Annotated in this window: 19 protein-coding genes; 10 read left to right on the top strand and 9 right to left on the bottom strand. The window is 63.1% G+C overall.

From position 1 onward, the window contains the following. The first annotated feature begins 95 nt into the window (after positions 1 to 95). Both aroQ and IAE38_RS13830 read left to right on the top strand, forming a co-directional pair. A complete protein-coding gene (gene aroQ, locus IAE38_RS13835) occupies positions 96 to 545 on the top strand; it encodes a type II 3-dehydroquinate dehydratase (RefSeq protein ID WP_028634466.1) in 450 nt (149 codons plus the stop codon). After that, the gene (locus tag IAE38_RS13830; RefSeq protein WP_201218032.1) at positions 542 to 1,390 is read left to right on the top strand and encodes a shikimate dehydrogenase; all 849 of its coding nucleotides are present in this window, start codon (positions 542 to 544) and stop codon (positions 1,388 to 1,390) included. The genes aroQ and IAE38_RS13830 overlap by 4 nt, the downstream gene beginning before the upstream one ends. Positions 1,391 to 1,424: 34 nt before the next feature. On the opposite strand, the gene IAE38_RS13825 is transcribed toward IAE38_RS13830, so the two are convergent. The 4 genes from IAE38_RS13825 to IAE38_RS13810 form a co-directional block, all read right to left on the bottom strand. Next, entirely contained in the window at positions 1,425 to 1,985 is a 561-nt protein-coding gene (locus IAE38_RS13825) for a DUF4174 domain-containing protein (RefSeq protein ID WP_201218031.1), read from the bottom strand. A 224-nt stretch (positions 1,986 to 2,209) separates the two neighbouring features. Further along, positions 2,210 to 6,673, bottom strand: coding sequence for an NEL-type E3 ubiquitin ligase domain-containing protein (locus tag IAE38_RS13820; RefSeq protein WP_201218030.1), 4,464 nt, complete (start codon positions 6,671 to 6,673; stop codon positions 2,210 to 2,212). 98 nt (positions 6,674 to 6,771) lie between these two features. Continuing rightward, on the bottom strand, positions 6,772 to 9,132 hold the full coding sequence (locus tag IAE38_RS13815; RefSeq protein WP_201218029.1) for a DNA polymerase II: 2,361 nt from the start codon (positions 9,130 to 9,132) through the stop codon (positions 6,772 to 6,774). 74 nt (positions 9,133 to 9,206) lie between these two features. Further along, on the bottom strand, positions 9,207 to 10,127 hold the full coding sequence (locus tag IAE38_RS13810; protein ID WP_201164085.1) for a LysR substrate-binding domain-containing protein: 921 nt from the start codon (positions 10,125 to 10,127) through the stop codon (positions 9,207 to 9,209). Between the two features lie 159 nt (positions 10,128 to 10,286). Here IAE38_RS13810 and IAE38_RS13805 point away from each other — a divergent pair, with 159 nt between their 5' ends. From IAE38_RS13805 to IAE38_RS13775, 7 genes are all read left to right on the top strand, one after another. Continuing rightward, positions 10,287 to 11,075, top strand: a complete 789-nt coding sequence (locus tag IAE38_RS13805; RefSeq protein WP_201218028.1) for a YqcI/YcgG family protein — start codon at positions 10,287 to 10,289, stop codon at positions 11,073 to 11,075. A gap of 2 nt (positions 11,076 to 11,077) precedes the next feature. Beyond that, positions 11,078 to 11,704, top strand: coding sequence for a LysE family translocator (locus tag IAE38_RS13800; protein WP_201218027.1), 627 nt, complete (start codon positions 11,078 to 11,080; stop codon positions 11,702 to 11,704). Between the two features lie 256 nt (positions 11,705 to 11,960). Beyond that, positions 11,961 to 12,656, top strand: coding sequence for a sel1 repeat family protein (locus IAE38_RS13795; RefSeq protein WP_201164082.1), 696 nt, complete (start codon positions 11,961 to 11,963; stop codon positions 12,654 to 12,656). 84 nt (positions 12,657 to 12,740) lie between these two features. Continuing rightward, positions 12,741 to 13,433 carry an AzlC family ABC transporter permease gene (locus IAE38_RS13790; protein ID WP_201218026.1) on the top strand — a complete coding sequence of 231 codons (693 nt, stop codon included), beginning with the start codon at positions 12,741 to 12,743 and terminating at the stop codon, positions 13,431 to 13,433. Beyond that, positions 13,430 to 13,744, top strand: a complete 315-nt coding sequence (locus tag IAE38_RS13785; RefSeq protein WP_028634476.1) for an AzlD domain-containing protein — start codon at positions 13,430 to 13,432, stop codon at positions 13,742 to 13,744. The genes IAE38_RS13790 and IAE38_RS13785 overlap by 4 nt, the downstream gene beginning before the upstream one ends. Further along, complete coding sequence (locus IAE38_RS13780) at positions 13,741 to 14,574, top strand: AraC family transcriptional regulator (RefSeq protein WP_201218024.1); 834 nt, start codon at positions 13,741 to 13,743, stop codon at positions 14,572 to 14,574. The genes IAE38_RS13785 and IAE38_RS13780 overlap by 4 nt, the downstream gene beginning before the upstream one ends. 72 nt (positions 14,575 to 14,646) lie before the next feature. Then, the gene (locus tag IAE38_RS13775; protein WP_201218023.1) at positions 14,647 to 14,874 is read left to right on the top strand and encodes a hypothetical protein; all 228 of its coding nucleotides are present in this window, start codon (positions 14,647 to 14,649) and stop codon (positions 14,872 to 14,874) included. Positions 14,875 to 14,910: 36 nt separating this feature from the next. Here the strand turns inward: IAE38_RS13775 and IAE38_RS13770 are convergent, their stop codons facing one another. From IAE38_RS13770 to IAE38_RS13750, 5 genes are all read right to left on the bottom strand, one after another. Then, positions 14,911 to 15,393 (bottom strand): copper chaperone PCu(A)C, encoded by a 483-nt coding sequence (locus IAE38_RS13770; RefSeq protein WP_201218022.1) that lies wholly within the window; start codon positions 15,391 to 15,393, stop codon positions 14,911 to 14,913. Then, positions 15,394 to 16,002, bottom strand: coding sequence for an SCO family protein (locus IAE38_RS13765; protein WP_201218021.1), 609 nt, complete (start codon positions 16,000 to 16,002; stop codon positions 15,394 to 15,396). It lies immediately after the preceding gene. Positions 16,003 to 16,217: 215 nt separating this feature from the next. Beyond that, positions 16,218 to 16,802: a Fe-S biogenesis protein NfuA gene (nfuA, locus tag IAE38_RS13760; RefSeq protein WP_028634481.1), complete on the bottom strand. Its 585-nt coding sequence runs from the start codon at positions 16,800 to 16,802 to the stop codon at positions 16,218 to 16,220. Between the two features lie 58 nt (positions 16,803 to 16,860). Further along, positions 16,861 to 17,895: an acyltransferase family protein gene (locus IAE38_RS13755; RefSeq protein WP_201218019.1), complete on the bottom strand. Its 1,035-nt coding sequence runs from the start codon at positions 17,893 to 17,895 to the stop codon at positions 16,861 to 16,863. 106 nt (positions 17,896 to 18,001) lie between these two features. Then, positions 18,002 to 20,302: a fatty acid cis/trans isomerase gene (locus tag IAE38_RS13750; RefSeq protein WP_201218018.1), complete on the bottom strand. Its 2,301-nt coding sequence runs from the start codon at positions 20,300 to 20,302 to the stop codon at positions 18,002 to 18,004. 172 nt (positions 20,303 to 20,474) lie between these two features. Between IAE38_RS13750 and metH the strand changes: the two genes are divergently transcribed. Beyond that, a complete protein-coding gene (gene metH, locus IAE38_RS13745) occupies positions 20,475 to 24,182 on the top strand; it encodes a methionine synthase (RefSeq protein WP_201218017.1) in 3,708 nt (1,235 codons plus the stop codon). Positions 24,183 to 24,225 lie beyond the last annotated feature (43 nt).

Genomic DNA, 24,225 nt, shown 5'->3' with positions numbered 1-24,225 from the left:
CACACTTTCGCCAGGACAGCGCTGGGTGCAATTGACTAAATTAACCGGCTGGTACAAAACTGGGGGCATTCAACAACAACAAAGCGATACTCCACATGAAGCCCCTTATTCTTGTGCTCAACGGCCCCAACCTGAACATGCTGGGTACCCGCGAACCCTCCCAGTACGGCTACGAGACACTGGCCGACCTGGCGCAGGGCTGTGCTGACACTGCCCAATCATTGAACCTGGACATCGAGTTCCGCCAGACCAACCACGAAGGCGAGCTGATCGACTGGATACATGCCGCCCGTGGCCGCTGCGCCGGCATCGTCATCAACCCTGGCGCCTGGACACACACCTCCGTGGCCATCCGCGATGCCCTGGTCGCCAGCGAAGTGCCGGTGATCGAGGTGCACCTGTCCAATGTGCACAAGCGTGAGCCGTTCAGGCACCTGTCGTTCATTTCATCCATCGCCGTCGGGGTAATCTGCGGCCTGGGCAGCCATGGCTATCGCATGGCCATCAGTCATTTCGGCGCGCTGTTGCAGGAGCGTGCGGCATGAGCCAGCAGGCAATCCTTGCCGGCCTCATCGGCCGTGGCATCCAACTGTCGCGCACCCCGGCGCTGCACGAGCACGAGGGGGATGCCCAAGCCTTGCGTTACCTGTATCGCCTGATTGATGCTGACCAGCTGCAGCTGGATGACAGCGCCCTGCCCAGCTTGCTCGACGGTGCGCAGCACACCGGCTTTACCGGCTTGAACATCACCTACCCCTTCAAACAGTCGATTCTTCCGCTGCTGGATGAGCTGTCCGAGGAAGCCAGGGGCATCGGCGCGGTCAACACCGTTGTGTTCAAGGATGGCAAACGCGTGGGCCACAACACCGACTGCCTGGGCTTTGCCGAGGGTCTGCGCCGGGGGCTGCCAGACGTATCACGGCGGGTGGTGGTGCAGTTGGGGGCTGGCGGTGCGGGCTCGGCGGTGGCACACGCCCTGCTGGCCGAAGGCGTTGGCCAATTGGTGCTGTTCGAAGTGGACGCTGCGCGGGCTCAGGCCCTCGTCGACAACCTGAATGCCCATTTCGGCGCCGAGCGCGCGGTATTGGGTACTGATCTGGCCCCTGCCCTGGCGGACGCAGACGGTTTGGTCAACACCACGCCGGTCGGAATGGCCAAGCTGCCCGGCACCCCGTTGCCGGTAGAGCTGTTGCACCCGGACCTGTGGGTAGCAGAAATCATTTACTTCCCGCTGGAAACCGAATTGCTGCGCGCCGCGAGGGCCATTGGCTGTCGCACGCTCGATGGCAGCAACATGGCCGTATTCCAAGCGGTGAAGGCATTCGAGCTGTTCAGCGGAAAGCAAGCTGACGCCGCGCGCATGCAAGCGCATTTCGCCAGCTTTGCCTGAAACAAAGGGCTGCGGCGCAACCCTTTGATGCGGTTCAATCGTCGAGGGGTTTTGGCGGGGCGGCGGGCTTCGCAGGTTTGGCTGGCTTGCCAGGCTTGCTTTCCTTGGCCCCCTCCTGCGGCGCCGCCGCTACCGGTTCGGGTGCTTTCAAGGCTTTTTCAGTGGCGGGCAGATCGTCCACTGCCTTGATAATCACCTGCGGGTCCAGCGCGTCACCGGTGTCATCATCCTTGAGCATGTGCCGCTCGCCGTCCTTGCCGACCAGAATCACCTTGGTGCCTTTGCTGGCACCGAGCTTTAACTCGCGGATCAGCGCCATGGTGGTCTGCTGCTCGAGGTTCTTGTCGTCGCGCTTACCCATCATCTGAGCCACGCTGAACAACACCAGGCCCCGTTCCTTGAAGGCCGCCTGGGTCGCTGGGTCTTCGAATGCCTTGTTGACCGCCCTCAGGGTCGGGTCGGCACTGCTGGGGGCGATGATGACCAACGGCCTTGCCTTGCCCAGTTCCTTGGCCAGCGGTGCATCGCTGTCTGCAGCGAACAACGGGCTGGCAACGGCGAGCAGGGTGGCGAGGGTCAGTGACCGGACGAGCATGCGCATCTCCTTATTCTCTCGATAAACCAAAGACTACAGATCCTGGAGAAAGATCCGACGCGGGAGCCTAAACCAACTGGGCTGGCAATGGGCCTGCGCAAAAGTAACCTGGCGTTTCTAGCCACCACATGCAGATCAGGAAAAGCCCCCAACGCGTGCACCTGAGCATAGCCCAAACCCACGTCGTTGCCCTGCCCGCACAGGTGCAGGACACGCTTTCAACCTCAATCGACGGCCGTATCCAGGGCATGCCGGGTCAGCTCCAGCATCAGCGTGCGCTCCGCTGCCTGGCGCTGGTCAGCTATGACGGCGGTTTGCTCCAGGCGCTGCATCTCGCTGAGCCCTGGGGCTTCCTGTATGGCCTCCAGGCGCTCATGAAATGGGGCATTCAACGCCTCGAACCGCTCAGGGTAAGCACTGCGCAGGTGGCGACACCAGAACTCCCGCCCCAGCAACGACGTGGCCAGTTGCTCCGTGCTCTCGGCCCCCAGGACCCGACTGCGGGCCTGGCTGATGTGCCGCTCGGTGACACCGGCTACTTCGCGGAACGTCATGCCACGGGTATTGACGGGCAGGTCCAGGTCGTCACGCAACGCCAGGCGATAGGCCAACGCCACTTCGATCAGATCAGGGTCGGCACCGGAGCGCTGGCGCATCTGCATATCTTCCATCGCGATGTGGTCCACTTCATCCATGCGCCACAACTGCCTGCCCAAATGGAGCAGCATCTGCTGCTCGTCGCCATCCTGCGCGCCGGCTTCGGCGCGCCATACCAGCAGGCGCAGTTCCAGGTCGCTGAACCGCAGGGCCACGCTGTCCTGGCAAGTGAGTTGCTCGGCATCGCTGAACATCGCGTCCCGCAGTTCAGCTGAATCACGCATGGCCTGCAAGAGTGCCAGTACCCGAGAGGCCAGGTAGCGCGCACCGGTGCGGTTCTGGAAGTCGGCGGTGTCTGTCAGGCGCTGCAACAAATTGAAAAACTGCGCAGCGCCTTGCATTGCCTGCAGCGGCTCCCAACATGCACCCAGTTCTGTGCGCTGATCCATGCCGATGGCGTCCATCCAGCGCAGGCGGGCCAACGCCAAGGCGCGAGCATCGTCCAGCGAGGCCGCGGACTGCAGCGCCTCCTGCAGCCGCTCACGCTCGGCGTCGGTCAAGGGGTTGCCACTGAGGTGCACCTCGCCCTGCACCCACAAGGGCGACTCGTAGAACCCTTCGGGCAATTCGGTGATCTGGTTGTCCCGTAGGTCCAGTACCCTCAGCGAGGTGTTTTCCATCAACAGGTAAGGAAGGCTGCGCAGCTGGGTACCGGCCAACCGCAGCTCGTGCAGGTGGACCAGGCCATTGACCGCGAACGGCCTGCCCAGCGGGTTGCGCGACAGGTCGAGAAAACGCAGGTTGGCGCAACTGGCAAGGATGGTCGCCTGGCCCGGGTCCAGGCAGATGAGGTTGCAAGAAAGGTCGAGTGTCCAGAGGTTTTCCATCTGCAGCAATGCCTGTGGAACCCGCGGCAGACGGTTGTTGGGCATCTCCAGCGACCGCACACTGGAAAATGCCCGCAGAAAACTTTCGGGTAGCTGGTTGATATGAGCGTCACGCAGGGTCAGCGAATACACATGGTTGAAGTTGGCCTGTTCAGGCAGCTCCGGGAAGGTTTCGGTGTGAATGCCAATCATGTCCCAACGGTAAGCCTGGATCAGGTCGTTGCCATGGGTGCCCTGATCAAGCACATGCTGCCAGCAGTTCTGCAAGGCCTGCCGAAGCTCACGGCGCCGTTGCCGTTCTGCCCGTGTGGCGCCGCGGCTGGTCCACAGACGCAGTTGAGCATTGATCAGCTCGAACTCCTGCTCCACTTGATTCAGGCGTGCCTCCACGCCCCCTGGCGCCTCTTGCGCCTGCGCCAGCCAGGCATCGAGCTGACCATCGGTATAGGTTGGGTAGAGTAACCGCAGCCTGCGGTGATAGGGGTTGGGGCGCCGGCTTCTGCGACCGCTCAAAGGGTAGCCAACCCGGCCATCCGGCAGGCGAACCGGCATCCGCCAGGCACCAGGGTCGCTGCTGCCCAGCAAGCCCGGCAACGTGGTGCGGTTGGCCTCGGTCAGGCGCAGCACCCGGGCTTGCAAGTGCTCGGCGAAAGGGGCTTCAAGCTGCAGTGTAGCGAGGTCTGCCTGGTCGCACACGCTGGCCATGACCTGGAACAACTCACCCGCTGGTGCCAGCACCGCGCCTTGTGCGTCGAGCACGCTGAACAGGCCATCGTCGTACAGCACGTCCAGCACCCGCTGCCCCGACTGAGTATCAGCCAGCAGGGCACCCCTCGCCTGGCTGCTGAACAGCCGCCAGCGGACCCTTGCCGAGGCGCCTGCCAGGTGACGCAGCATACCGAACGCCAGCCGTGCCACATCAGTGCTCTGGGGAGTATCGAAGTACAGCGCTTCCAGTGCCCGGTCCAGGCGTATCTGCAGCGAGCGTACCCGTGCGGCCTCGGCCAACTGCAGCGGTACACGCCCCGTTAGCCTCAGCCGCTCCAGGTCTGCGTGGCTGGCACGGCGCAACAAGGCTTGCGCAGCGCTGCCATACAAGCGGGGGAAAACACGGCATAGCGCACGGCAGCCTTCATCATCCGGTTGCTGCAGCGCCTGGTACAAGCGCTGCAGCAGTGGCCGCCGTTGCGCGTGCACCCAGTTTGCCAACTGTTCATGCGTGCGCCCTTGCTCGAGTGGGGGCGCAATCACGTCATCAAACCACTGAAGGTCGTCGACAGGCCCACCGGCACGCAGCTGCGCAACCAGCCTGCGCATACGTTGCTCAAGCCCCGCCCTTATCGCTGTATCGATCAGACCGGGGGCACAGCCATCCGCGCTCAGGTGCAATGCTCGCAGCCGTGCATCGTCCAGGCCGTGAACAGCCAGCACGTGGTCGATAGCGCTGTCATCCAGTTCGGCCATCGGGCCGCCAAGGCGCCGGAACAGGTAGCGTGTACCTTGCCAGTCCATGGGCGACTCGCTCCACAGCCGCCAGGCACCGGCCCCATTGTGTTGCAGCAAAGGACCGTACCCGTCACGGGGCAGCAGTTGCCACTGCCCATCGGTGGGGCGTTGCTGCACGCGGTACGCCTGCCCGTCCATGCGTATCCAGGCATGCTCGTCGGTGCGGCTGACGCCTTGGGCATCGGTGACGGCATGCCTAGGTGGTTGTTCGCTGTGGAACGGGACCAAGTCCCCCGCCCACAAGCGCTCGCCGCCGCCCTGGACGTTGGCCTGGACCAGGCTGTCTACCCACGCTGAGCGCCTCCTGGCCTGGCGCACGACGTGCACGCCGGCAGCGCCGGCCGCCACCAATGCCAGGTCGGTGGCCACGTGGTCGAGGTGCTCCAAAGCCTGCTCGGCCTCACCCTCATGCCAGGCGTCCAGGGCATAGAAGGCCTCTTGCAACAGGCTCCACACCGTCACAGCCAACAGCACAGCACCGATGGCCGGCACCCACAGGCTGGCCAGCCCCAGCAATGTCCAGCCCTCAGCCGCAAGGCGCTGCTCGTGAGCCTGCTCGCGTTCGCGGTCCAGTTGCTGGACTGGCGGCAGCAATGTGGCTGCATCGGATTGGATCTGCGCGATGCGGGCGAGCGCAAGGCTCTCGAACAGCGGCCCGGGCAACGGATAGGCGCGGGGGTACAGGTCGGCGGTGGCCCATGCCGGGATATCGTGATAGAAGCGGGTGGCCAACTTGGCGAAGAACCCCTGGCTGTCACGACGGCGCACGAAACGGGCGAAGAATTGCTGGTAGGGCTTTTCGCGCAGACGGGCGTTCAGCACCTTGCGGGCAAAACGCGCCAGGTTTTCTGCAGCGCTCCAGGCGCCCTGCGGGTCGCCAGGGATGTACACCAGTACACGCCGGCTGGACGTATAAAACGGTGCCAAAGACTCGTCTCGCACGTCCAACACCACAATCTGCTGCAACGGGCAGCCCAGCACTTCAAGGTTTTTCGCAACCACGCGATCGCCCTGCAGGTGCCCCAACCGGCCATCACGCCACAGGTTGATCAGCAAACCCAGTTCCGCCTCGGTCAATACGCCACGCGCACGGGCCTTGAATGCGTCGATCAGCATCTCGTGCCGGGTCAGTTCCCCCAGCACCGCCACCGTGGCCGCAGGGGCAAGGTGCGCCTGCAGATGCGCCTGATAGCGCGCTCCAAGGTCCAGCTCGCGAACCAGGCGGGCGAACTGGGCAGCGTGAGGTTCACGCAAACGCTGCCCTGCCCCGTCGTGCAATCCGGCCCCGGGCGCGAGGATGCCTGGCGTGGCTTCGTCAGCCGTGAAATTGCGCAGCACAGCTTCCAGCAGCGGGATCTGGAAATACACCCGTTGAGTCAGCGGCACGCGGATCGGGGCGTAGGTCAGCAAGGGCACCTGGTAGGCGTTGCGAAACCATAACTGCTCCACCGGCACACTCACCCCATGGCGCTGGGCGAGGGCCGCTTGCAGCAGAGGTGTGATGAAGTGATCGATGCCCTGGATGGCCGCCCAGCGCACACTGAGCCGCTGCCGGCAGGCCAGGCTGCTGCGCAGCGCCTGGCACACGGCCGGCATGTGCTGATGGCTGACAGCCTTGAGCCAGGTGGGCAGTTGCGCGGCGAGAAGCCGGTCCTGGCCCGCTTGCTCGAGCAGGTTGGGTTGAGTGGTGGTGTCCATCCGGTGCTCCCGCAGTGTCGATACGGGTGCCAGGGTATGCAAAGGTCGCCCCATTGAAGTGGCGACCTACTACCACCCACACGGGTCACGCGCCGGCCCTAGAACAACAGCATCTGGTGATCAACCAACGCCGCGAAACTGTCGCCTACAAAAGGCAGAATCGCGTCAGCGACCGGTTGCAACTGACGCGTCAGGTAATGCTCATAGTCGATCGGTGCCCTGCGGTTTTCCAGCGGCTCAGGGCCGGACGTTGTCATCACATAGCTGATCCAGCCACCGCGCTGATACTGCAACCCACGGCCCAGCTGGCGATTGTAGTCATCGGCAAGGCGTGCGGCACGCACATGGGGCGGCACGTTGCGCTGGTAGTCCGCCAGCGGCCGACGCAAGCGCTTGCGGTAGACCAGCAGGTCGTCCTGTTCGCCGGCGAGGGTGCGCGCCACATACCCACGCACGTAATCACGGTAGGGCTCACCACGGAAGATGCGGCCATACAATTGCTGCTGGAACGCCCTGGCCAACGGCGACCAGTCGGTGCGCACCGACTCGAGCCCTTTGTAGACCATGTCTTCGGTACCATCGGCACGCTGCACCAACCCGGCATAGCGTTTTTTGCTGCCTTCATCGGTGCCGCGGATGGTCGGCATCAGAAAACGCCGGTAATGGGTTTCGAACTGCAGTTCCAGAGCGCTCTCAATGCCCAATGCCTGTTGCAGGTGCCCTCGCCACCATTGGTTGACCTCGGCCACCAGGACCTTGCCGATGTGCGCGGCAGCCGCCTCATCGTGGGCCGTTTTTAGCCACACGAACGTGGAGTCGGTGTCGCCGTAGATCACATCAAACCCTCGCGCTTCGATCAACGCGCGGGTTTGGCGCATGATCTGGTGGCCACGCAGGGTAATCGAGGATGCCAACCGCGCGTCGAAGAAGCGGCAGCCACTGGAGCCCAGCACGCCGTAAAAGGCGTTCATGATGATTTTCAGGGCTTGCGACAACGGCGCATTGCCGACCTGCTTGGCCTGCTCCCTGCCCTGCCACACGCGCTCGACGATGGCCGGCAGGCAATGGCGGGTTCGCGAGAAGCGCGCCCCCTTGAAGCCCTCCACCGCGTGCTGGTCATCGGGCTGGTCAAGCCCCTCGACCAGCCCGACCGGGTCGATCAGGAACGTGCGAATGATCGAGGGGTACAGGCTCTTGTAGTCCAGCACCAGCACCGAGTGATACAACCCTGGCCGCGAATCCATGACAAAACCGCCCGGGCTGGCCTCTTCCGGGCGGCTGCCCAGGTTGGGCGCGACATACCCGAGGCGGTGCATGTGGGGCATGTACAAGTGGCAGAACGCAGCCACCGATCCCCCGCTGCGATCGGCTGCAAGCCCGGTCACCGAGGCGCGCTCCAGTAGAAATTCCAGCAATCGGGTATGGGCAAAGATGCGTGTGACCAGTTCGCAGTCCTTGAGGTTGTAGCGCGCCAGGGCCGGCTTGTCCTCGGCGAACATACGGTTGATTTCATCCATGCGCTGGTAGGGCGTGCTGATCGCCTTGCCATCGCCCAGCAGGGTCTGGGCAACGTTCTCCAGGCTGAACGACGGAAAGCTCCAGGTGGCCGACCGCAGCGCCTCGATCCCGTCGATCAGCAGGCGCCCCGGCACCTCGGCAAACACGTGCCCGCCCTTGGCGTGGGCGCGCAGTGTCATGGGTGCACCGCCCCGGCCCAGCGCCAGGGGCACCTGCAGGCGCCCGGCGTGTTCGTGCAGCAGGCGCAGGTCGAACTGCACGACGTTCCAGCCGATGATCGCGTCCGGGTCGTGGCGGGCCACCCACTGGTTCAGGCAATGCAGCAAGGCGGCCCTGTCGGTGCAGTAGTGCAGGTCAAAATCTACCTGCGCCGCATCGCCGTTGGCCGGGCCAAGCATGTACACCTGGCGCTGGCCGCAACCTTCCAGGGCGATGCTGTACAACTCGCCGCGTTCGGTGGTTTCGATATCCAGCGACACCAGCCGTAGCGGCGGCCGGTACTCGGCGACCGGTTTGAGCTGGGCTTCGCACACCACGCCTTGGGCATCGACCTGGCCTGCGAACTGCACAGGGGCGGTGATGAAGCGCTCCATCAAGTAGCGTTCCGGTGGCCGTATGTCGGCCTCGAACACGTCGATACCCGCCGTGCGCAGGCGCTGCTCAAGCTGCAGCAACTGCCGATACTGGCGGCAATACAACCCCAGCACCGGGCGCTGGTCGAAGGCCTTGAGCCCAAGCGGGCGCAGCTCCACGCCCGGCTCGTCGGCCAGCAGCACCCGGGCAAGGGCCTGTTGCGCCTGGGGGATGAACGCCACCGACACCTGAGGCGCCAGGCGCAGCAATCGTGGCCCGTGGTCGGTGGCCAGCCAGAACTCCACGCAGGTACCTTCAGGCGTGTCGTACCAGTGCCGGGTCAGCACGAAGCCCTGCTGCAACTCCACCACATTGCCCTCTGAATCACTTGTCGGACGCCAATTGTACCCGTGCGGCCAACAGCCCACACCCCGCGAAGGGTTCAGCCGTACAGGTAGTTGATGTCCTTCAGGGCCAACGGCGGCACCTGCCCCAGCAGAAAGTCACGCAGCTTGTGCATCTGCCGGGCCTTGGGGCTGGCTTTGAGCCAGGTCATGTAGTAACCGTCACCGGTGGCCACGGCGTGCTTGAAAGGCGTCACCAGGCGACCTGCGGCGAGGTCTGCACTGGCCAGTACCAGGTCGACCACCGAGATACCCAACCCCTGCTGAGCGGCGGAAATACCCTGGTCCAGCGTGTCGAACACCTGCCCCTGGTCGATGCTGATGTCCAGCGCATCCATGCGCGCCAGCCAGCGCCGCCAGTCCCTGCGGTCGGGGGACGGGTGCAGGAACTCACAGTGGTTCAGGTCGGCCAGTGCGGGCTGTGCCTGCGCCATGTAGTCGGGGTGGCACACCGGGATCAGCCATTCATCGAACAGCCGGAAACTCTCGATATCGGCCGGGAAACGGCCGCTGGCCAGCAAGATCGCGCAGTCGTAAGGCTCGGAGTAGAAGTCCACGGTGTCGATGTCCATCCACACGCTGGACAACTGCACGCTGCAGGTGTCCTCGTGCTTCTTGAAGCCGTCGAGCGCCCGCAGCAGCCAGCGCACGGTCAATGTGGAGGGGGCCTTCAGGCGCAGCCCGTAGCGGTCCTGGCGCAGCAATGCACAGGCGTTCTCGATGATCTTGAACCCGACTTTGAGCTCCTGGGCCAGCAGACGCCCGTGCTCGGTGAGGCTCAGCTTGGGGCCGCGTCGCTCGAACAGGTCGCAGCCGAACATGGCTTCCAGCGTCTTGATGTGATGGCTGACGGCGCCCTGGGTCAGGGCCAGCTCTTCCGCGGCGCGGGTGAAAGAACCATACCGAGAGGCCACCTCGAAGGCACGCAGGGCGTGCAAGGCCTGAATCCGTTCCGACATGTGTAGGTCCCAAGCATGAGCAAGACTAATAGTAGGTCATAGTTCCACGCGTTTTACAACGTGAAGCGGGTTTCGGAAAATGCAGTTAATTTACAAATATAACCAAGATCCTGCCTGCAAATGTGTGGAACGTTCATCTAATTTACATCTGGGGAAATCATGTTTACGGGATATGGACACTGCTATCGCCTGGATGCGCTGGAGCTGACCACCGAACATGGAAGCAACAAGCAACACTGGACTCACTCAACCTTGGAGCACTTTCGCAACATCCTCGCCAACCCCGACTTCCCCTGCCTGTTCGGCCGCAAGGCAGTCAACGGCCAAACCTGCCATGTTCTATTCGCCCGCGCCGAGCAACTGGCTGATGACGTCGCCCAGGGGCTTGCGGACTACGTGCGCCATGTCAGCCCCATCAAACCCAAGCAGCGCATCGGCAGCCCACTGGTGGTGTTTCTCGAAACGGCCACCGACAGCACCCTGGCCCAACAGCAGGCGCTGGCCTGGAAGGTACTGCGTGGCGTGCATGCGCGAGACCCTCATCCCTGGCCACAAGGGGTACCGACCGACCCCGATGACACGAACTGGTCATTCTGCTATGCCGGCATGCCGCTGTTCATCAACATGAACTTCCCCGGCCACCAGGCCATGAAAAGCCGCAACCTGGGCCCGCACATCACCCTGGTCATCAACCCCCGGGAGAACTTCGACGAAGTCGCCAATGCCAGCACCGAGAGTGGCAAGCGCATCCGTGAGCGGATCCGCGAGCGCGTGCACCACTACAACGAGGGCGTGATGCCAGACACCCTCGGCTTCTTCGGCGATGCCGACAACTACGAATGGAAGCAATACCAGTTGCAGGAAGCGGGCTCACTGAACCCGCCACGTTGCCCTTTTCATGCCCACGCCGCCACCCAGGCAGTACCTGACATCCTTACCGAGAACTGAACGTGAATACCGCCCTGACCGCCACCTACGCCCTCACCGTGCTGCTACTGATTGCCACCCCTGGGCCAGTCGTGGCATTGATCGTCAACACTGCCGCCGCCTCCGGCTCGCGCAAGGCCATCTTCACGGCCCTGGGCACCAACTGGGCGTCACTGGTACTGATTGCTGCGGCTGCCTGGATCATCCTCACCAGTGCGGCCATCGACAAGGCCTGGCTCAGCACCATGAGCCTGCTGGGCTGTCTGTTCATCGGGTACATCGCAGTGGGCACGCTCAAGGAGGCCCTCCAGGCGCCAGCAACGGCCACCGCGAACGACACCGTGAAACCTGGGCGTGGCGGCCTGTGGCAGGGTTTCATGGTGGGCATTTCCAACCCCAAGGACATCATATTTTTCATCGCCTTCTTTCCACAGTTCATCCAGATCACCGAGTCGTTCGGCAAGAGCATGGTGGTGCTGTCGTTGCTGTGGGTCATCATCGACTTCGCGGTACTCAGCTTGTACATCTTCGCCATCGGCAAGATTGCCTCTCAGCGCAGCAACCGCTTCATCAGCCTGGCTTCGGGTGTGGCGCTGCTGCTGATCGCCATCGGTGGCCTGCTGTACAACGTCAGGGAACTGGCTGCCTGACGGCAGCGCCGGAGCATCCACCACACCCTCCAAAGCCCCCTGTTCATTGACCGCTTGCATCAGAAGGGTCTAGGCAATAACGCCCTGGCCACAACGAGCGGCGGCACGGCTTGCCTGACAATCGTCGGTTGGCCTTTCGGCAAGCCCCATTCGGTGGCTAGAATACAAAGTCGTTCCGATTTGCCAGAGGCGCACGCTTGACTGCCATGATTACCGAAGCCGTCCATCACCGCCTGGCAACCTGCGGGGCAAGCCTATGAGGCCGCTGCACCGTCTACCGGTGCTGCTGGTTGCCCTTGCGCCTGTGCTTGCCCAGGCGCTGGAGGTGCACATCGACCCCCACGCCGACCTGCTGTATCGCCAGGCCTTGCCGCTGCTGGAACAGGCGGACAACCAAGACGACAGCCCGGGCAGTTTGCGCACGGCACTGGGTGACGACGCGGAGCTGAGCCGCCAGGGCCAAGCCATGGCCCACACCCTGCCCACCGCTGTGGCATTACTGAAAAAGTCGGTGGAGCTTGGCCACCCGGTGGCGCAGTACCGCTTGGCGCTGTACTACATGACCTACCTGCCCTCCGCGCAAATTTCCGATGCTGCCTGCCCGTTGCTCGAAGCCAGCCTGAGCCAGGGCTTTGCCGCACCAGCGCCCGCCATTGCCACCTGGTGCCCACCCTACAATGCCAGTGCCGATTACCGCGCGGCACTGGAAGCCATCCCCAGCATGGCCACCCTGTATGCGGCCTATTACCCGCAACCTGCCACGCGCCTTGCCTGTAACCGCAACCAGCCCCAGGGGCTGTCCATGCTGTGGGGCCGCCAGCGTGACTATCAGGCTGAGGTGTACCGGCTGCTCAGCGACCTTGACCCACAGCACCGCCCGACGCTGCTGCAAAAGGCGGTGGATACCAACGGCTGTGTCACTGCCCAGCAGCACTTGACCAGCCGCCCCTAGGGCAAGCGGACAGCAAGAACGTTCAAGCCAGGCCCTGCCCCGTCTGGCATGCTGGCCTGCCTTACATCCTATGCGCCAGCCATCATGCCCCAGTTCGCCCGCCACGCCTTCCTGCACGGCGCCATCGCCATTGTGCCGCTGTCCGTGGCGGTTGCCCCCTGGGGCCTGCTGGCCGGTTCCATGGCCATCGAAGCTAATCTCAGCGCGCTGCAAGGCCAAGGGCTGTCGGCCATCGTCTTCGCCGGCGCCGCGCAACTGGTGGCGATCGGCATGCTCAAAGGCGGCGCCAACCTGGCCTCTATCCTGCTCACCACCTTGCTGCTGACCTCGCAGCACCTGCTGTACGGCCTGTCGATGCGCCCGGTGCTGTCACCACTGCCACTGCGCTGGCGCCTGGGCCTGGGCTTCCTTCTGACCGACGAGTTTTTCGCCCTGACCAGCCGCTACGACCAGCAGCAGTTCAACCGCTGGTATGCGCTGGGGGTTGGGCTGACCTTCTACGTTGCCTGGAACCTGTTCACCCTGGTTGGCATCATCGTGGGGCAGAACATTCCACACCTCGACCAGTTGGGCCTGGACTTTTCCATCGTCGCCACCTTCGTCGCCCTGATCACGCCACTGGTGCGCAACCTGCCCACGGTGGTGTGTGTGGCGGTGTCGTTGTTCACCTCGGTGCTGTTTACCCATTGGCACTGGGAAACCGCACTGGTTGCCGCTGGCCTGCTGGGCATGGGTGCGGGCTTCGTGTGCCAGAAGCTGGCAGGGGGCCGTTCATGATCTGGCTGCTGATCGCCGGGATGGGCACCCTGGTGTTCCTGAACCGTTATGCGTTTCTGGAACCGCGCCTGCCCCTGCGCCTGGGCTCCAACGCCCGACAGTTTCTGGGCTTTGCCGTCCCCGGCATGCTCACGGCCATCTGTGGCCCGATCATCTTTATGCCCGACCACCAGCTTGACCTGAGCCTGTTGAACCCCTACCTGCTCGGCTCACTGGTGGCCATCGCCCTGGTGCTGTTGACCCGCCGCGTGTTGCTGAGCATGCTGGTGAGCATGTTGATCTTCTTTCTTCTGCGCAGCTGGCTGGCATGAGCACGCCCCTGCGCGAGCAGACTCACCTGTGGCAGGCGCCAGCGCTGGGCGACGTGGAGATGCTGCACGCCCGCTACGTTCAGCAGCGCTTTGCCCCGCATGTGCATGAAGGGTATGTGTTCACGGTGATCGAGTCCGGCGCGCAACGTTTCTGGCACCGTGGCAGCGAGCACCTGGCGCCTGTGGGCAGCATGGTGCTGATCAACCCTGATGAGCTGCATACCGGGGCCAAAGCCCATGAGGCTGGCTGGCAATACCGCGGCTTTTACCCGGAACACCAACGCGTAACCGGCGTGCTCGAAGAACTGGAACTGAGCCGGCAAGGCATGCCGCGCTTCAGGGACAGCGTGATTGTCGACCCGGCCCTGGCAGCGGCCTTCAGCCAACTGCACCGGTTGTCCGAAAGCAGTGCCAGCGCGTTGCAGCAGCAGACGGCCTGGCGCCAGGCGGTGCTGGCACTGGTGCAGCGCCACGGGCAAGGCGCAGAGCCATCCGCCCCTGGCCAGGAGCCGCTGGCGGTAGCCCGTGCGCGGGAAATGCTGGAAACGCACCTGGCCGAACCGCCCTCGCTGGAAGCGCTGGCCGCTGCAGTCAATTTGTCGCCCTTTCACTTTGCCCGGGTGTTCCGCCAGGCCACAGGCCTGCCGCCCCACGCGTGGTTGAACCAGCGACGCTTGTCGCGGGCCAGGGAAATGCTCAGGCGCGGCCTGGCGGCATCGGACGTGGCCTTCACCCTGGGCTTTGCCGACCAGAGCCACCTGAACCGGCAGTTCAAGCAGGCCTACGGGGTTACGCCGGGGGCCTATCGCAGCGCCTGTCGCTACGCCTGAACTGCGTCAAGGCGCCCCAGGCGCTTCCCCCATCCGCTGCTACACTCTAGTGGCTGAATGGAGGATGCGGCCATGTCCGAAAAAGAGATCACCACCCTTTTGTCACTGATGAACCAACGCCAGGCCTGCCTGGGCAATGCGTTCAAGGAAATTGCCGACTGGATCGACCGCCAGGGCGATGTGCCTGCGGCTGGGAAGATTCGTGCAACCCTCAGGGCGCTGGAGGCTGACGAGGCGCGGGTACGCAAGACGCTGACGTCGCTGACCCTGGACAGGCCGCTGCCAAGGTTCCGCAGTTGAGCTGCCAGGGCCGCCGCGCGGCCCCGGCTCAACCGGTCAGTGGCTCATGTGCATGTGGTCGTGCCCACTGCCGGCCTCGGCGGTGAGCGGGCGTACCTCTGCCTGTACCTCTACGGTTTCCTTCACGCCCTTGGCGGTTTCCACGGTGAGGGTCAGCGGCACTTTCTCGCCTTCCTTTACCTGACCATTCAAGCCCATCAGCATTACATGCAGCCCATTGGGATCTAGGGTCACGGCTTTGCCAGCAGGCAACTCGACCGCATTGACCTCGCGCATGCCCATGACGTCGCCATTCATGGTCATCTCATGAACCTGCACGGTCTTGGCCACTGGCGAGGCCACGCTCACCAGCTTGCTGTCAGCATCGGCCGTGAGCGTCATGAACGCACCGGTGGACTGCTGGTGCGGCACGCTGGCGCGCACCCACGCATCGCTCACGGTGGTCTGGGCCAGTGCCGGCAAGCCCAGGCTCATGAGAAAAAGGGCCGCCAGGCCATGCTTGACTGGTTGCATCGACATTCAGCAGATCTCCATCAGGGTAACCAGGTCCTCGGCACATTCCTTGGCGTTCAGGGAATGGCCCAGGCTCAGGCGCAGGGTGCCACGCGTGTCGTAAACGTAGCTGGTGGACGAATGGGAAATGGTATAGGTGTCGCCGGCCGGGACTTTCTCGTAGAACACCTTGAACTCCCGAGCCACGGCGTCGATCTCTTCAGGCGTACCGGTCAGCGCCGTGAAAGTGGGGTCGAATGCCTTGACGTAGGCATCGAGCACTTCGGGCGTATCGCGCTCAGGGTCCAGGGTAATGAACACCACCTGGAACAGGTCGCGGTCACGCCCCCGCAGCAACTTGCGAATTTGTGCGGCACGCGCCAGCGTGGTGGGGCAAATGGCCGGGCACTGGGTGAAGCCGAAGAAGATCATCGGCATGCTGCCATAGAAGCTCGACAGGGTGCGCACGTTGCCTTGAGGGTCCTTGAGGCTGAACTTGCGCCCCAGGATCTCGTTGCTCATGTTCTTGCCGTATTTGAACTCGAGCCCCCGGGCCGGGCTGCAGCCCGCCAGCAAACCGAGCCCGAGAACACCCATGCCGGCGACAACCGCGCGCCGGGTCAGAAGATCAGTCATGAAACCATCCTTTACAGGGAAGGTGCCGGCCCTCGGGACGGGCCAGCCAAAAACCGGGGCATTCTGGCATGCCCCCTGGGGGTGTTCTACCCGGGCCAGGCAGGAACGGCGCACAGCCCTTTGAATACGGGCTGCGGCCTGTTGTCGCAGGGGTTGAAACCGTAACACTTTGTTGCTAAGCGCACGTGTCAGGCCAACCTTTGACGCTGACGACGTCAGTAGTAGGCGTTCTCTTTCTGGCTGTGGTCGGTCACGTCGCGCACGCCTTTGAGCTCGGGTACGCGCTCCAGCAACGTACGCTCGATGCCGTCCTTCAAGGTCACATCGGCTTGGCCACAGCCCTGGCAACCGCCGCCGAACTGCAGTACAGCGATACCGTCGTCAACCACATCCACCAGGCTGACCTGGCCGCCGTGGCTGGCAAGACCGGGGTTGATCTCGGTCTGCAGGTAATAGTTGATGCGCTCGTTGATCGGGCTGTCTTCGTTCACCATCGGCACCTTGGCGTTAGGCGCCTTGATGGTCAGCTGGCCACCCATGCGGTCGGTGGCGTAGTCCACCAGCGCATCTTCCAGAAACGGCACGCTTACCGCATCCAGGTAGGCCGTGAAGCTCTTCAGGCCCACGGCCGTGTCATCAGGCTTTTCTTCGCCCGGCTTGCAGTAGGCAATGCACGTCTCTGCGTACTGGGTGCCCGGCTGAGTGATGAAAACGCGGATGCCGATGCCAGGCGTATTCTGCTTGGAGAGCAGATCGGCCAGGTAGTCATGGGCGGCGTCGGTAATGGTTATAGCGCTCATGTAGGTTCCTCACAGACTTGCGACCAAGTGTACGCCAAGCCGGCCCTCTAACAAAGTCCTAGTATTTGACTCGGGAAAGGGCATAGGGCTGGCCCGCCTCCTGCGGTGCGGCCAGCCACGCACGCATGCGTCGGTACAGGCCGCGTTCCAGCCACTGGTAACTGAACCACGACAGCAGCGCGATGGAAGGCACGCACAGGGCAAATACCAGGTAAGGGTTGAGCTGCAGGCGCTGGCTGGCGAACCACCCGGCATAGAGCACCAGCACGTGGATCAGGTACACGGAATACGAGCAATCACCCAGCGCCTTGAGCACGCGATTGCCCGCAAACAGCGGCTCCAGCGCGATGAACGCGAGCACGATGAGCGCGCTGGGTATGCCCCAATGCAACAGGCGCTGGGAAGCATCCAGGTGGTAGATGGCGAGTACTGCAGCCGTCAGCAGCACCAGTGGCAGCCAGCGGCCCTGGCGGATCAGCCCACGGCGGTACATCACCCCCAGGCCGATGCCCAGCAGGAACTCATAGATGATGTCATTGTTGTAGAAGCGGCTCAGCACGCCCATCCGGCCCAGCACTTCGCTGACTAGCAGCAATACCGCAGTGACCAGCAATAGGTGGTGCCGCTGGCGCACGAAAAAGGCCAGGCCGAACAACAGGTAGAACAGCATCTCGAAGTTCAGCGTCCAGCCCACGTTCAGCGTCGGGTACAGCCCATACCCGCCGGGGTTCTCTGCCGGTATGAACAGCATCGACAGCAGCAGGTGATGCCAGCTGAACTCCTGGTGCGGCATCCATTGGCTGAACGCCAGCAGCAGTGCGGCCATCAGCGCCGTGTAGAACCAGTAGGCGGGCACGATGCGCAGTATTCGGTTAAGCAGGAACTCGCGCGGCGCTACGGTTTTATCCCGGGTTGACAGGTAAATGACCAGGCCGCTGATGACGAAGAAGATGTCCACGCCCACGGCGCCGCGGTCGGCCAGCAACTGGCCGACCGGCCCAGAGGCCTTGAAATCGAAGAAGATCTGCATGAAATGGTGACATACCACCACCCAGGCAGCGAATGCCCGAAGTGCCTGAAGCGAATACAGCATGGAGTACCCTGCGATAACCGGTGCATTGAGGTATCGGCTGCAGCGTGGCGCCGATACCACCCACCGTTTGGGACCGCAGGGTGGCCAGAAAGGTCAGCGGCCCCGATCAGAGGTTCTCGTAGCGGTTCATGTCCAGCACCCCGGCCTCGACCGGTTCGGTTTCCTTGATGAAGCTGTTCAGGTCATGGAAGTAGAACCAGAACTGCGGGTGGCTACGGCGCACGCCCCAGCGCATGACGATGCGCTCGAACTTGGCCGGGTCATCCCTGGCGTCTTCCATGTCTTCGACGAATTCCGCCACATCACTGCTGGGAATGTTAAAGATGAAGTTGGGGTAGCTGCTGAGCACCCCGGGGTACAAGGTCAGGGTATCGAGGCCTGGCTCGTAGCGGTAAGCCTCACCCAGCAGGAAGGCGACATTGGTATGCGCGCGGTTGCGCAACAAGCTGTACACCTGGCGCTGCCCGCCCTGCCCTTCGATGCGCAGCATGGTCGCCTCGGGCAACTGCTTGATCACCTTCAGCCCAGCTGCTGGCCGGGAGACAAGGCGGCTGAGGGACTGCTCCACATTACGGAACTCTTCTGTCATCTGCGGCCGTGAGCAGTACGCACCCTGGCAGCGGTTGATCGGGTCGGGTGCCACGTTGAGGCTGCCAGTGCGCTGCAGCAGCTTGAGGCCGAAGTCACGCTTGGGGTCGCGTGGGTCCAGCACGATACCGCTCGGGGTGTCCGTGTCGATGTCCTCATAGTCGAGCCACATCTTCACCTTGCCGCTGTTCTGGTACCAGTCACTGAGGATGTCCTGACGCTGGCTGGCCGGCATCAGGCGCAGGAAGTTGACCTCGGCGCCATTGCGGATCAGGTCGAAGTACAGCCGCGTCTGCAACTGGTGCGACAGGTTGCCGAATACATCGAAGTTCACCGCCAGCTGGTAGTAGGTGCGTTCCAGCAACGGGTAATCGAACAGCCACACGGTGAGCGGCACATCGCCCACCAGGCCTTTGGTCACCGAGGCACTGTCGAAATGACGGAAAATGCTCAACAAGGCGTTGTCGTTGCCCGCCCACAGGGTCGCCCAGCCCGGCGCGGGCATCTGCGCGTAGGCATCCCTGCGCAGTTTCTCGTAGTCGTTGCGCTTGTCACGGTAGGCGCGCCACAGGCTCAGCACGTTGCCTACATCGTCATTCTGCCCAGGCATGGCCAGCAGCGGCGTGGCCTCGCCCCGGTAGGTTGCATCGGTAACGTAACGGTCGAAGGCAGGCTCCTGGAACAGCGCCCAGAAGTTGTCACGGATTACGTCGGTGGCGATCTGGCCACGGCACACAGGGCCACGGATGAACGTGCGCACGAAGTACTCAGCGTTATCGAGCATGAACTGGTAGCGCGCCACCGCCGGGATCGCCTCGAAGGTTTCGAACGGGTTGGCGCGGTGGCGCGGCCCGTAGCCAGGCAAGGCGGTGGCGTGCCAGTCACCTGCGTAGAAGAGCTGTTTCACCCGCTTGAGCTTCTGCGGCCCCATCGGGTAGGTGATGTGGGTCTTGTGCACGATCACGCCCTGCACCGGGATCAGGCGGTAATAGAAGTCGGTGCCGGGCGGATCATTAGGGCGGCGGGTAGCGATGATGTCCACCGGCTGGCCGCTCGGGGTGCGCGAGCGTACCCACTGGAAGAAGTGGCCCTGCTCACCCCCAACGAAGTAGATATGGGCAAGGAACAGGTGCTCGTACAGCCAGCGCCCCACCAGCGCCTCCGTGGACCCTGGGCGGTTGAGCAGCTCTTCCCATTGCGTAATCTGGCTGGCTTCGGCAGCACTGGGCTTGATGGCCTGGTACTCCACTGGCGCACCGGAGGCCAGCCAGCGGCGCATGGTGTCGTATTCCTTGTCGGTCAGCCCGGTAACGGCCAGCGGCATGCCTTCCCTGGGGTGGGCGCCGGCATAGGCGTCGAATTCCTGAGGCAGCGGGCACATGTTGTTGCGGTTCAGCCCCAGCACGATCTCGTCCGGCACCTTGGCGTTGGGGGTGAGCGGGGTCTTGTGGCCGAGTTCGAGCATGCGCGCCATCAGCGCGGCCTGGCTGCCCTGGTTGTCGAGCACCGAGTAAAAACCTTTCTTGCGCCATTCTGCTTCGCTGTGGGCGTCGTAGAACAAGCGCGTGGTCGGTACCGCCTCGGCCCGCTCTCCCTGGTACACAGGCACCTTGGTAGCGCCGCGCACAGCGCCCTCGGCACTTTCCAGCTTGAGCTGGCAGGCGGCGTCGTTGCAGGCATGGCAGGCCACGCACTTCTCGGTGAAGATCGGCTGGATGTCCCGGGTGTAGGAAATAGCCGGGCTGGATTGGGGCGCTTGCCCGAACACCGCGCTGCTGATCAGCAGGGCGAAGATACTGGCAAGAATACGATGCAGCATGTGCGCAGAGTCCTGGTTCTTGAAAGCCATCACGAGTGTTGCCTGGTAAAGCAGTGCTGCATGCCGGCCAGCAACATGAGCAGTTTTCATGCAAATGGGCGATACGCCTAAAAACCGCGCAGCTTTGTTATGATTCGCCACCTTCTGATATTCGCCCGACCAGGTAGTTCATATGTCCGACCGCAGCGCTCGTCTCCAAGCACTCCACCAAGCACTTAAAGAGCGCATTCTGATTCTCGACGGCGGCATGGGCACTATGATTCAAAGCTACCGCCTGGAGGAAGACGACTATCGTGGCACACGCTTCGCCGACTGGCCAAGCGACGTCAAAGGCAACAACGACCTGCTGCTGCTCAGCCGCCCGGACGTGATTGCCGCTATCGAAAAAGCCTACCTGGATGCCGGCGCGGACATCCTCGAAACCAACACCTTCAACGCCACCCAGATTTCCCAGGCCGATTATGGCATGGAAGCGCTGGTCTACGAACTGAACGTCGAAGGCGCCCGCATCGCGCGCCAGGTGGCCGACGCCAAAACCCTGGAAACCCCCGACAAGCCGCGCTTCGTGGCCGGGGTGCTGGGCCCCACCAGCCGCACCTGCTCCATTTCCCCCGACGTCAATGACCCAGGCTACCGTAACGTCACCTTCGACGCGCTGGTAGAGAACTACGTCGAAGCGACCCGCGGCCTGATCGAGGGCGGCGCCGACCTGCTGCTGATCGAAACCATTTTCGACACGCTGAACGCCAAGGCGGCGATTTTCGCCGTACAGCAGGTGTTCGAAGACGATGGCGTAGAACTGCCCATCATGATCTCGGGCACCATCACCGATGCCTCCGGCCGTACCCTGTCCGGGCAGACCACCGAGGCGTTCTGGAACTCGGTTCGCCACGCCAAGCCGATTTCGGTAGGCCTGAACTGTGCGCTCGGCGCCAAGGACCTTCGGCCCTACCTGGAAGAGCTGTCGAGCAAGGCCGACACCCATGTTTCGGCGCACCCCAATGCCGGCCTGCCCAATGCGTTCGGTGAGTACGATGAAACCCCGGCCGAGATGGCTGCCGTGGTCGAGGAGTTTGCCGCCAGTGGCTTCCTGAACATCATCGGCGGTTGCTGTGGCACCACGCCAGGCCATATCCAGGCTATCGCGCAAGCGGTAGCCAAGTACCCGCCGCGGGCGATCCCGGACATCCCCAAAGCCTGCCGGCTGTCGGGGCTGGAGCCGTTCACCATTGACCGCCAGTCGCTGTTCGTCAACGTGGGTGAACGCACCAACATCACCGGTTCCGCCAAGTTCGCCAGGCTGATCCGCGAAGAGAACTACACCGAGGCGCTGGAAGTGGCGCTGCAGCAGGTGGAAGCCGGCGCCCAGGTGATCGACATCAACATGGACGAAGGGATGCTCGACTCCCAGGCCGCCATGGTGCGCTTTCTCAACCTGATCGCCGGTGAGCCGGACATTTCCCGTGTGCCGATCATGATCGATTCCTCCAAGTGGGAGGTGATCGAAGCGGGCCTCAAGTGCATTCAGGGCAAGGGTATCGTCAACTCCATCTCGATGAAGGAAGGCGTCGAGCAGTTCAAGCATCACGCCCGCCTGTGCAAGCGCTATGGCGCGGCGGTGGTGGTGATGGCCTTCGATGAAGTGGGCCAGGCCGATACCGCTGCGCGCAAGCAGGAAATCTGCAAGCGCAGTTATGACATCCTGGTAAACGAAGTGGGCTTCCCGCCTGAAGACATCATCTTCGACCCGAACATCTTCGCGGTGGCCACGGGTATCGAGGAGCACAACAACTACGCGGTGGACTTCATCGAAGCGTGTGCCTACATCCGCGACCACCTGCCCCATGCCCTCAGCTCGGGCGGTGTGTCCAACGTGTCGTTCTCGTTCCGTGGCAACAACCCGGTGCGCGAGGCGATCCACTCGGTGTTCCTGTTCCACGCAATCCAGAACGGCCTGACCATGGGTATCGTCAACGCCGGCCAGCTGGAGATCTACGACGAGATCCCGCCGCAGTTGCGCGAAAAGGTCGAGGACGTGGTGCTCAACCGCACGCCCCATGGCACCGATGCGTTGCTGGCGATTGCGGACGACTACAAGGGCGGCGGCGCCACCAAGGAAGTAGAGAACGAAGAGTGGCGCTCGCTGCCGGTTGAAAAACGCCTTGAGCACGCGCTGGTCAAGGGCATCACTGCATTCATCGTCGAAGACACCGAAGCCTGCCGCCAGCAATGCGCACGCCCGATCGAAGTGATCGAAGGCCCGCTGATGAACGGCATGAACGTGGTCGGCGACCTGTTCGGTGCCGGCAAGATGTTCCTGCCACAGGTGGTGAAATCGGCCCGGGTGATGAAGCAGGCCGTGGCGCACCTGATCCCTTTCATCGAAGCGGAAAAGGGCGACAAGCCGGAAGCCAAGGGCAAGATCCTGATGGCGACAGTAAAGGGTGACGTGCACGATATCGGCAAGAACATCGTCGGCGTGGTACTGGGCTGCAACGGCTATGACATCGTCGACCTTGGGGTGATGGTGCCTGCCGAGAAGATTCTGCAAACCGCACGGGAGCAGAAGTGCGACATCATCGGCCTGTCTGGCCTGATCACCCCGTCGCTGGACGAGATGGTGCACGTGGCCCGTGAAATGCAGCGTCAGGGCTTCGAGTTGCCGCTAATGATCGGCGGCGCGACGACGTCCAAGGCGCACACGGCGGTGAAGATCGAGCCCAAATACAGCAACGATGCCGTCATCTACGTGACCGATGCCTCGCGTGCGGTGGGCGTTGCGACCCAGCTGTTGTCCAAGGAGCTGAAAGCAGGCTTTGTGGAACGCACCCGCCAGGACTATCAGGAGGTGCGCGAGCGCACTGCCAACCGCAGCGCCCGCACCGAGCGCCTGAGCTACACCCGGGCCGTTGCCGCCAAGCCTCAGTATGACTGGGCGGGCTACCAGCCCGCGGTGCCTTCGTTCACGGGCGTGAAGGTGCTGCAGGACATCGACCTGCGCACCCTGGCCGAGTACATCGACTGGACGCCGTTCTTCATTTCCTGGGACCTGGCAGGCAAGTTCCCGCGCATTCTCACCGATGAGGTGGTGGGCGAAGCCGCCACCGCGCTGTACGACGATGCCCGTCAGATGCTCGACAAGCTGATCGACGAGAAACTCATCAGCGCCCGGGCCGTGTTCGGCTTCTGGCCGGCCAACCAGGTGGCCGACGATGACATCGAGGTGTATGGCGAAGATGGCCAGCCTCTGGCCACCCTGCACCACCTGCGCCAGCAAACCATCAAGCCCGACGGCAAACCGAACTGGTCACTGGCAGACTTCGTGGCGCCCAAGGCAAGCGGTGTGACCGACTATGTAGGCGGTTTCATCACCACGGCGGGCATTGGTGCCGAGGAAGTGGCCAAGGCCTACCAGGATAAAGGCGACGACTACAGCTCGATCATGGTCAAGGCGCTGGCCGACCGCCTGGCCGAGGCCTGTGCCGAGTGGTTGCATGAACAGGTACGCAAAGAGTACTGGGGCTATGCCTGCGACGAGCAACTGGACAACGAGGCGCTGATCAAGGAGCAGTACCGGGGTATTCGCCCGGCGCCAGGCTACCCGGCCTGCCCGGACCACACCGAGAAGCAGACGCTGTTCCGCCTGCTCGATGGCAGCGCCATCGGTGAAACCGGCCCGAGCGGCGTGTTCCTCACGGAGCACTTTGCGATGTTCCCGGCCGCCGCCGTGAGCGGCTGGTACTTTGCCCACCCGCAGGCCCAATACTTCGCGGTCGGCAAGGTCGACAAGGACCAGATAGAAAGCTACAGCGCCCGCAAAGGCCAGGACATGGCGATAAGCGAGCGCTGGCTTGCGCCCAACCTGGGCTACGATAGCTGATGTGGCAGCGGGCGATGCCCGCTCCTACGTTTGTTTCGGGCCA

Source organism: Pseudomonas sp. S32, from assembly GCF_016648095.1.
GTDB classification, from domain to species: domain Bacteria; phylum Pseudomonadota; class Gammaproteobacteria; order Pseudomonadales; family Pseudomonadaceae; genus Aquipseudomonas; species Aquipseudomonas parafulva.
The sequence above is the reverse complement of the archived record's forward strand: the minus strand, read 5'-3'. Positions and strand labels throughout refer to the sequence as shown.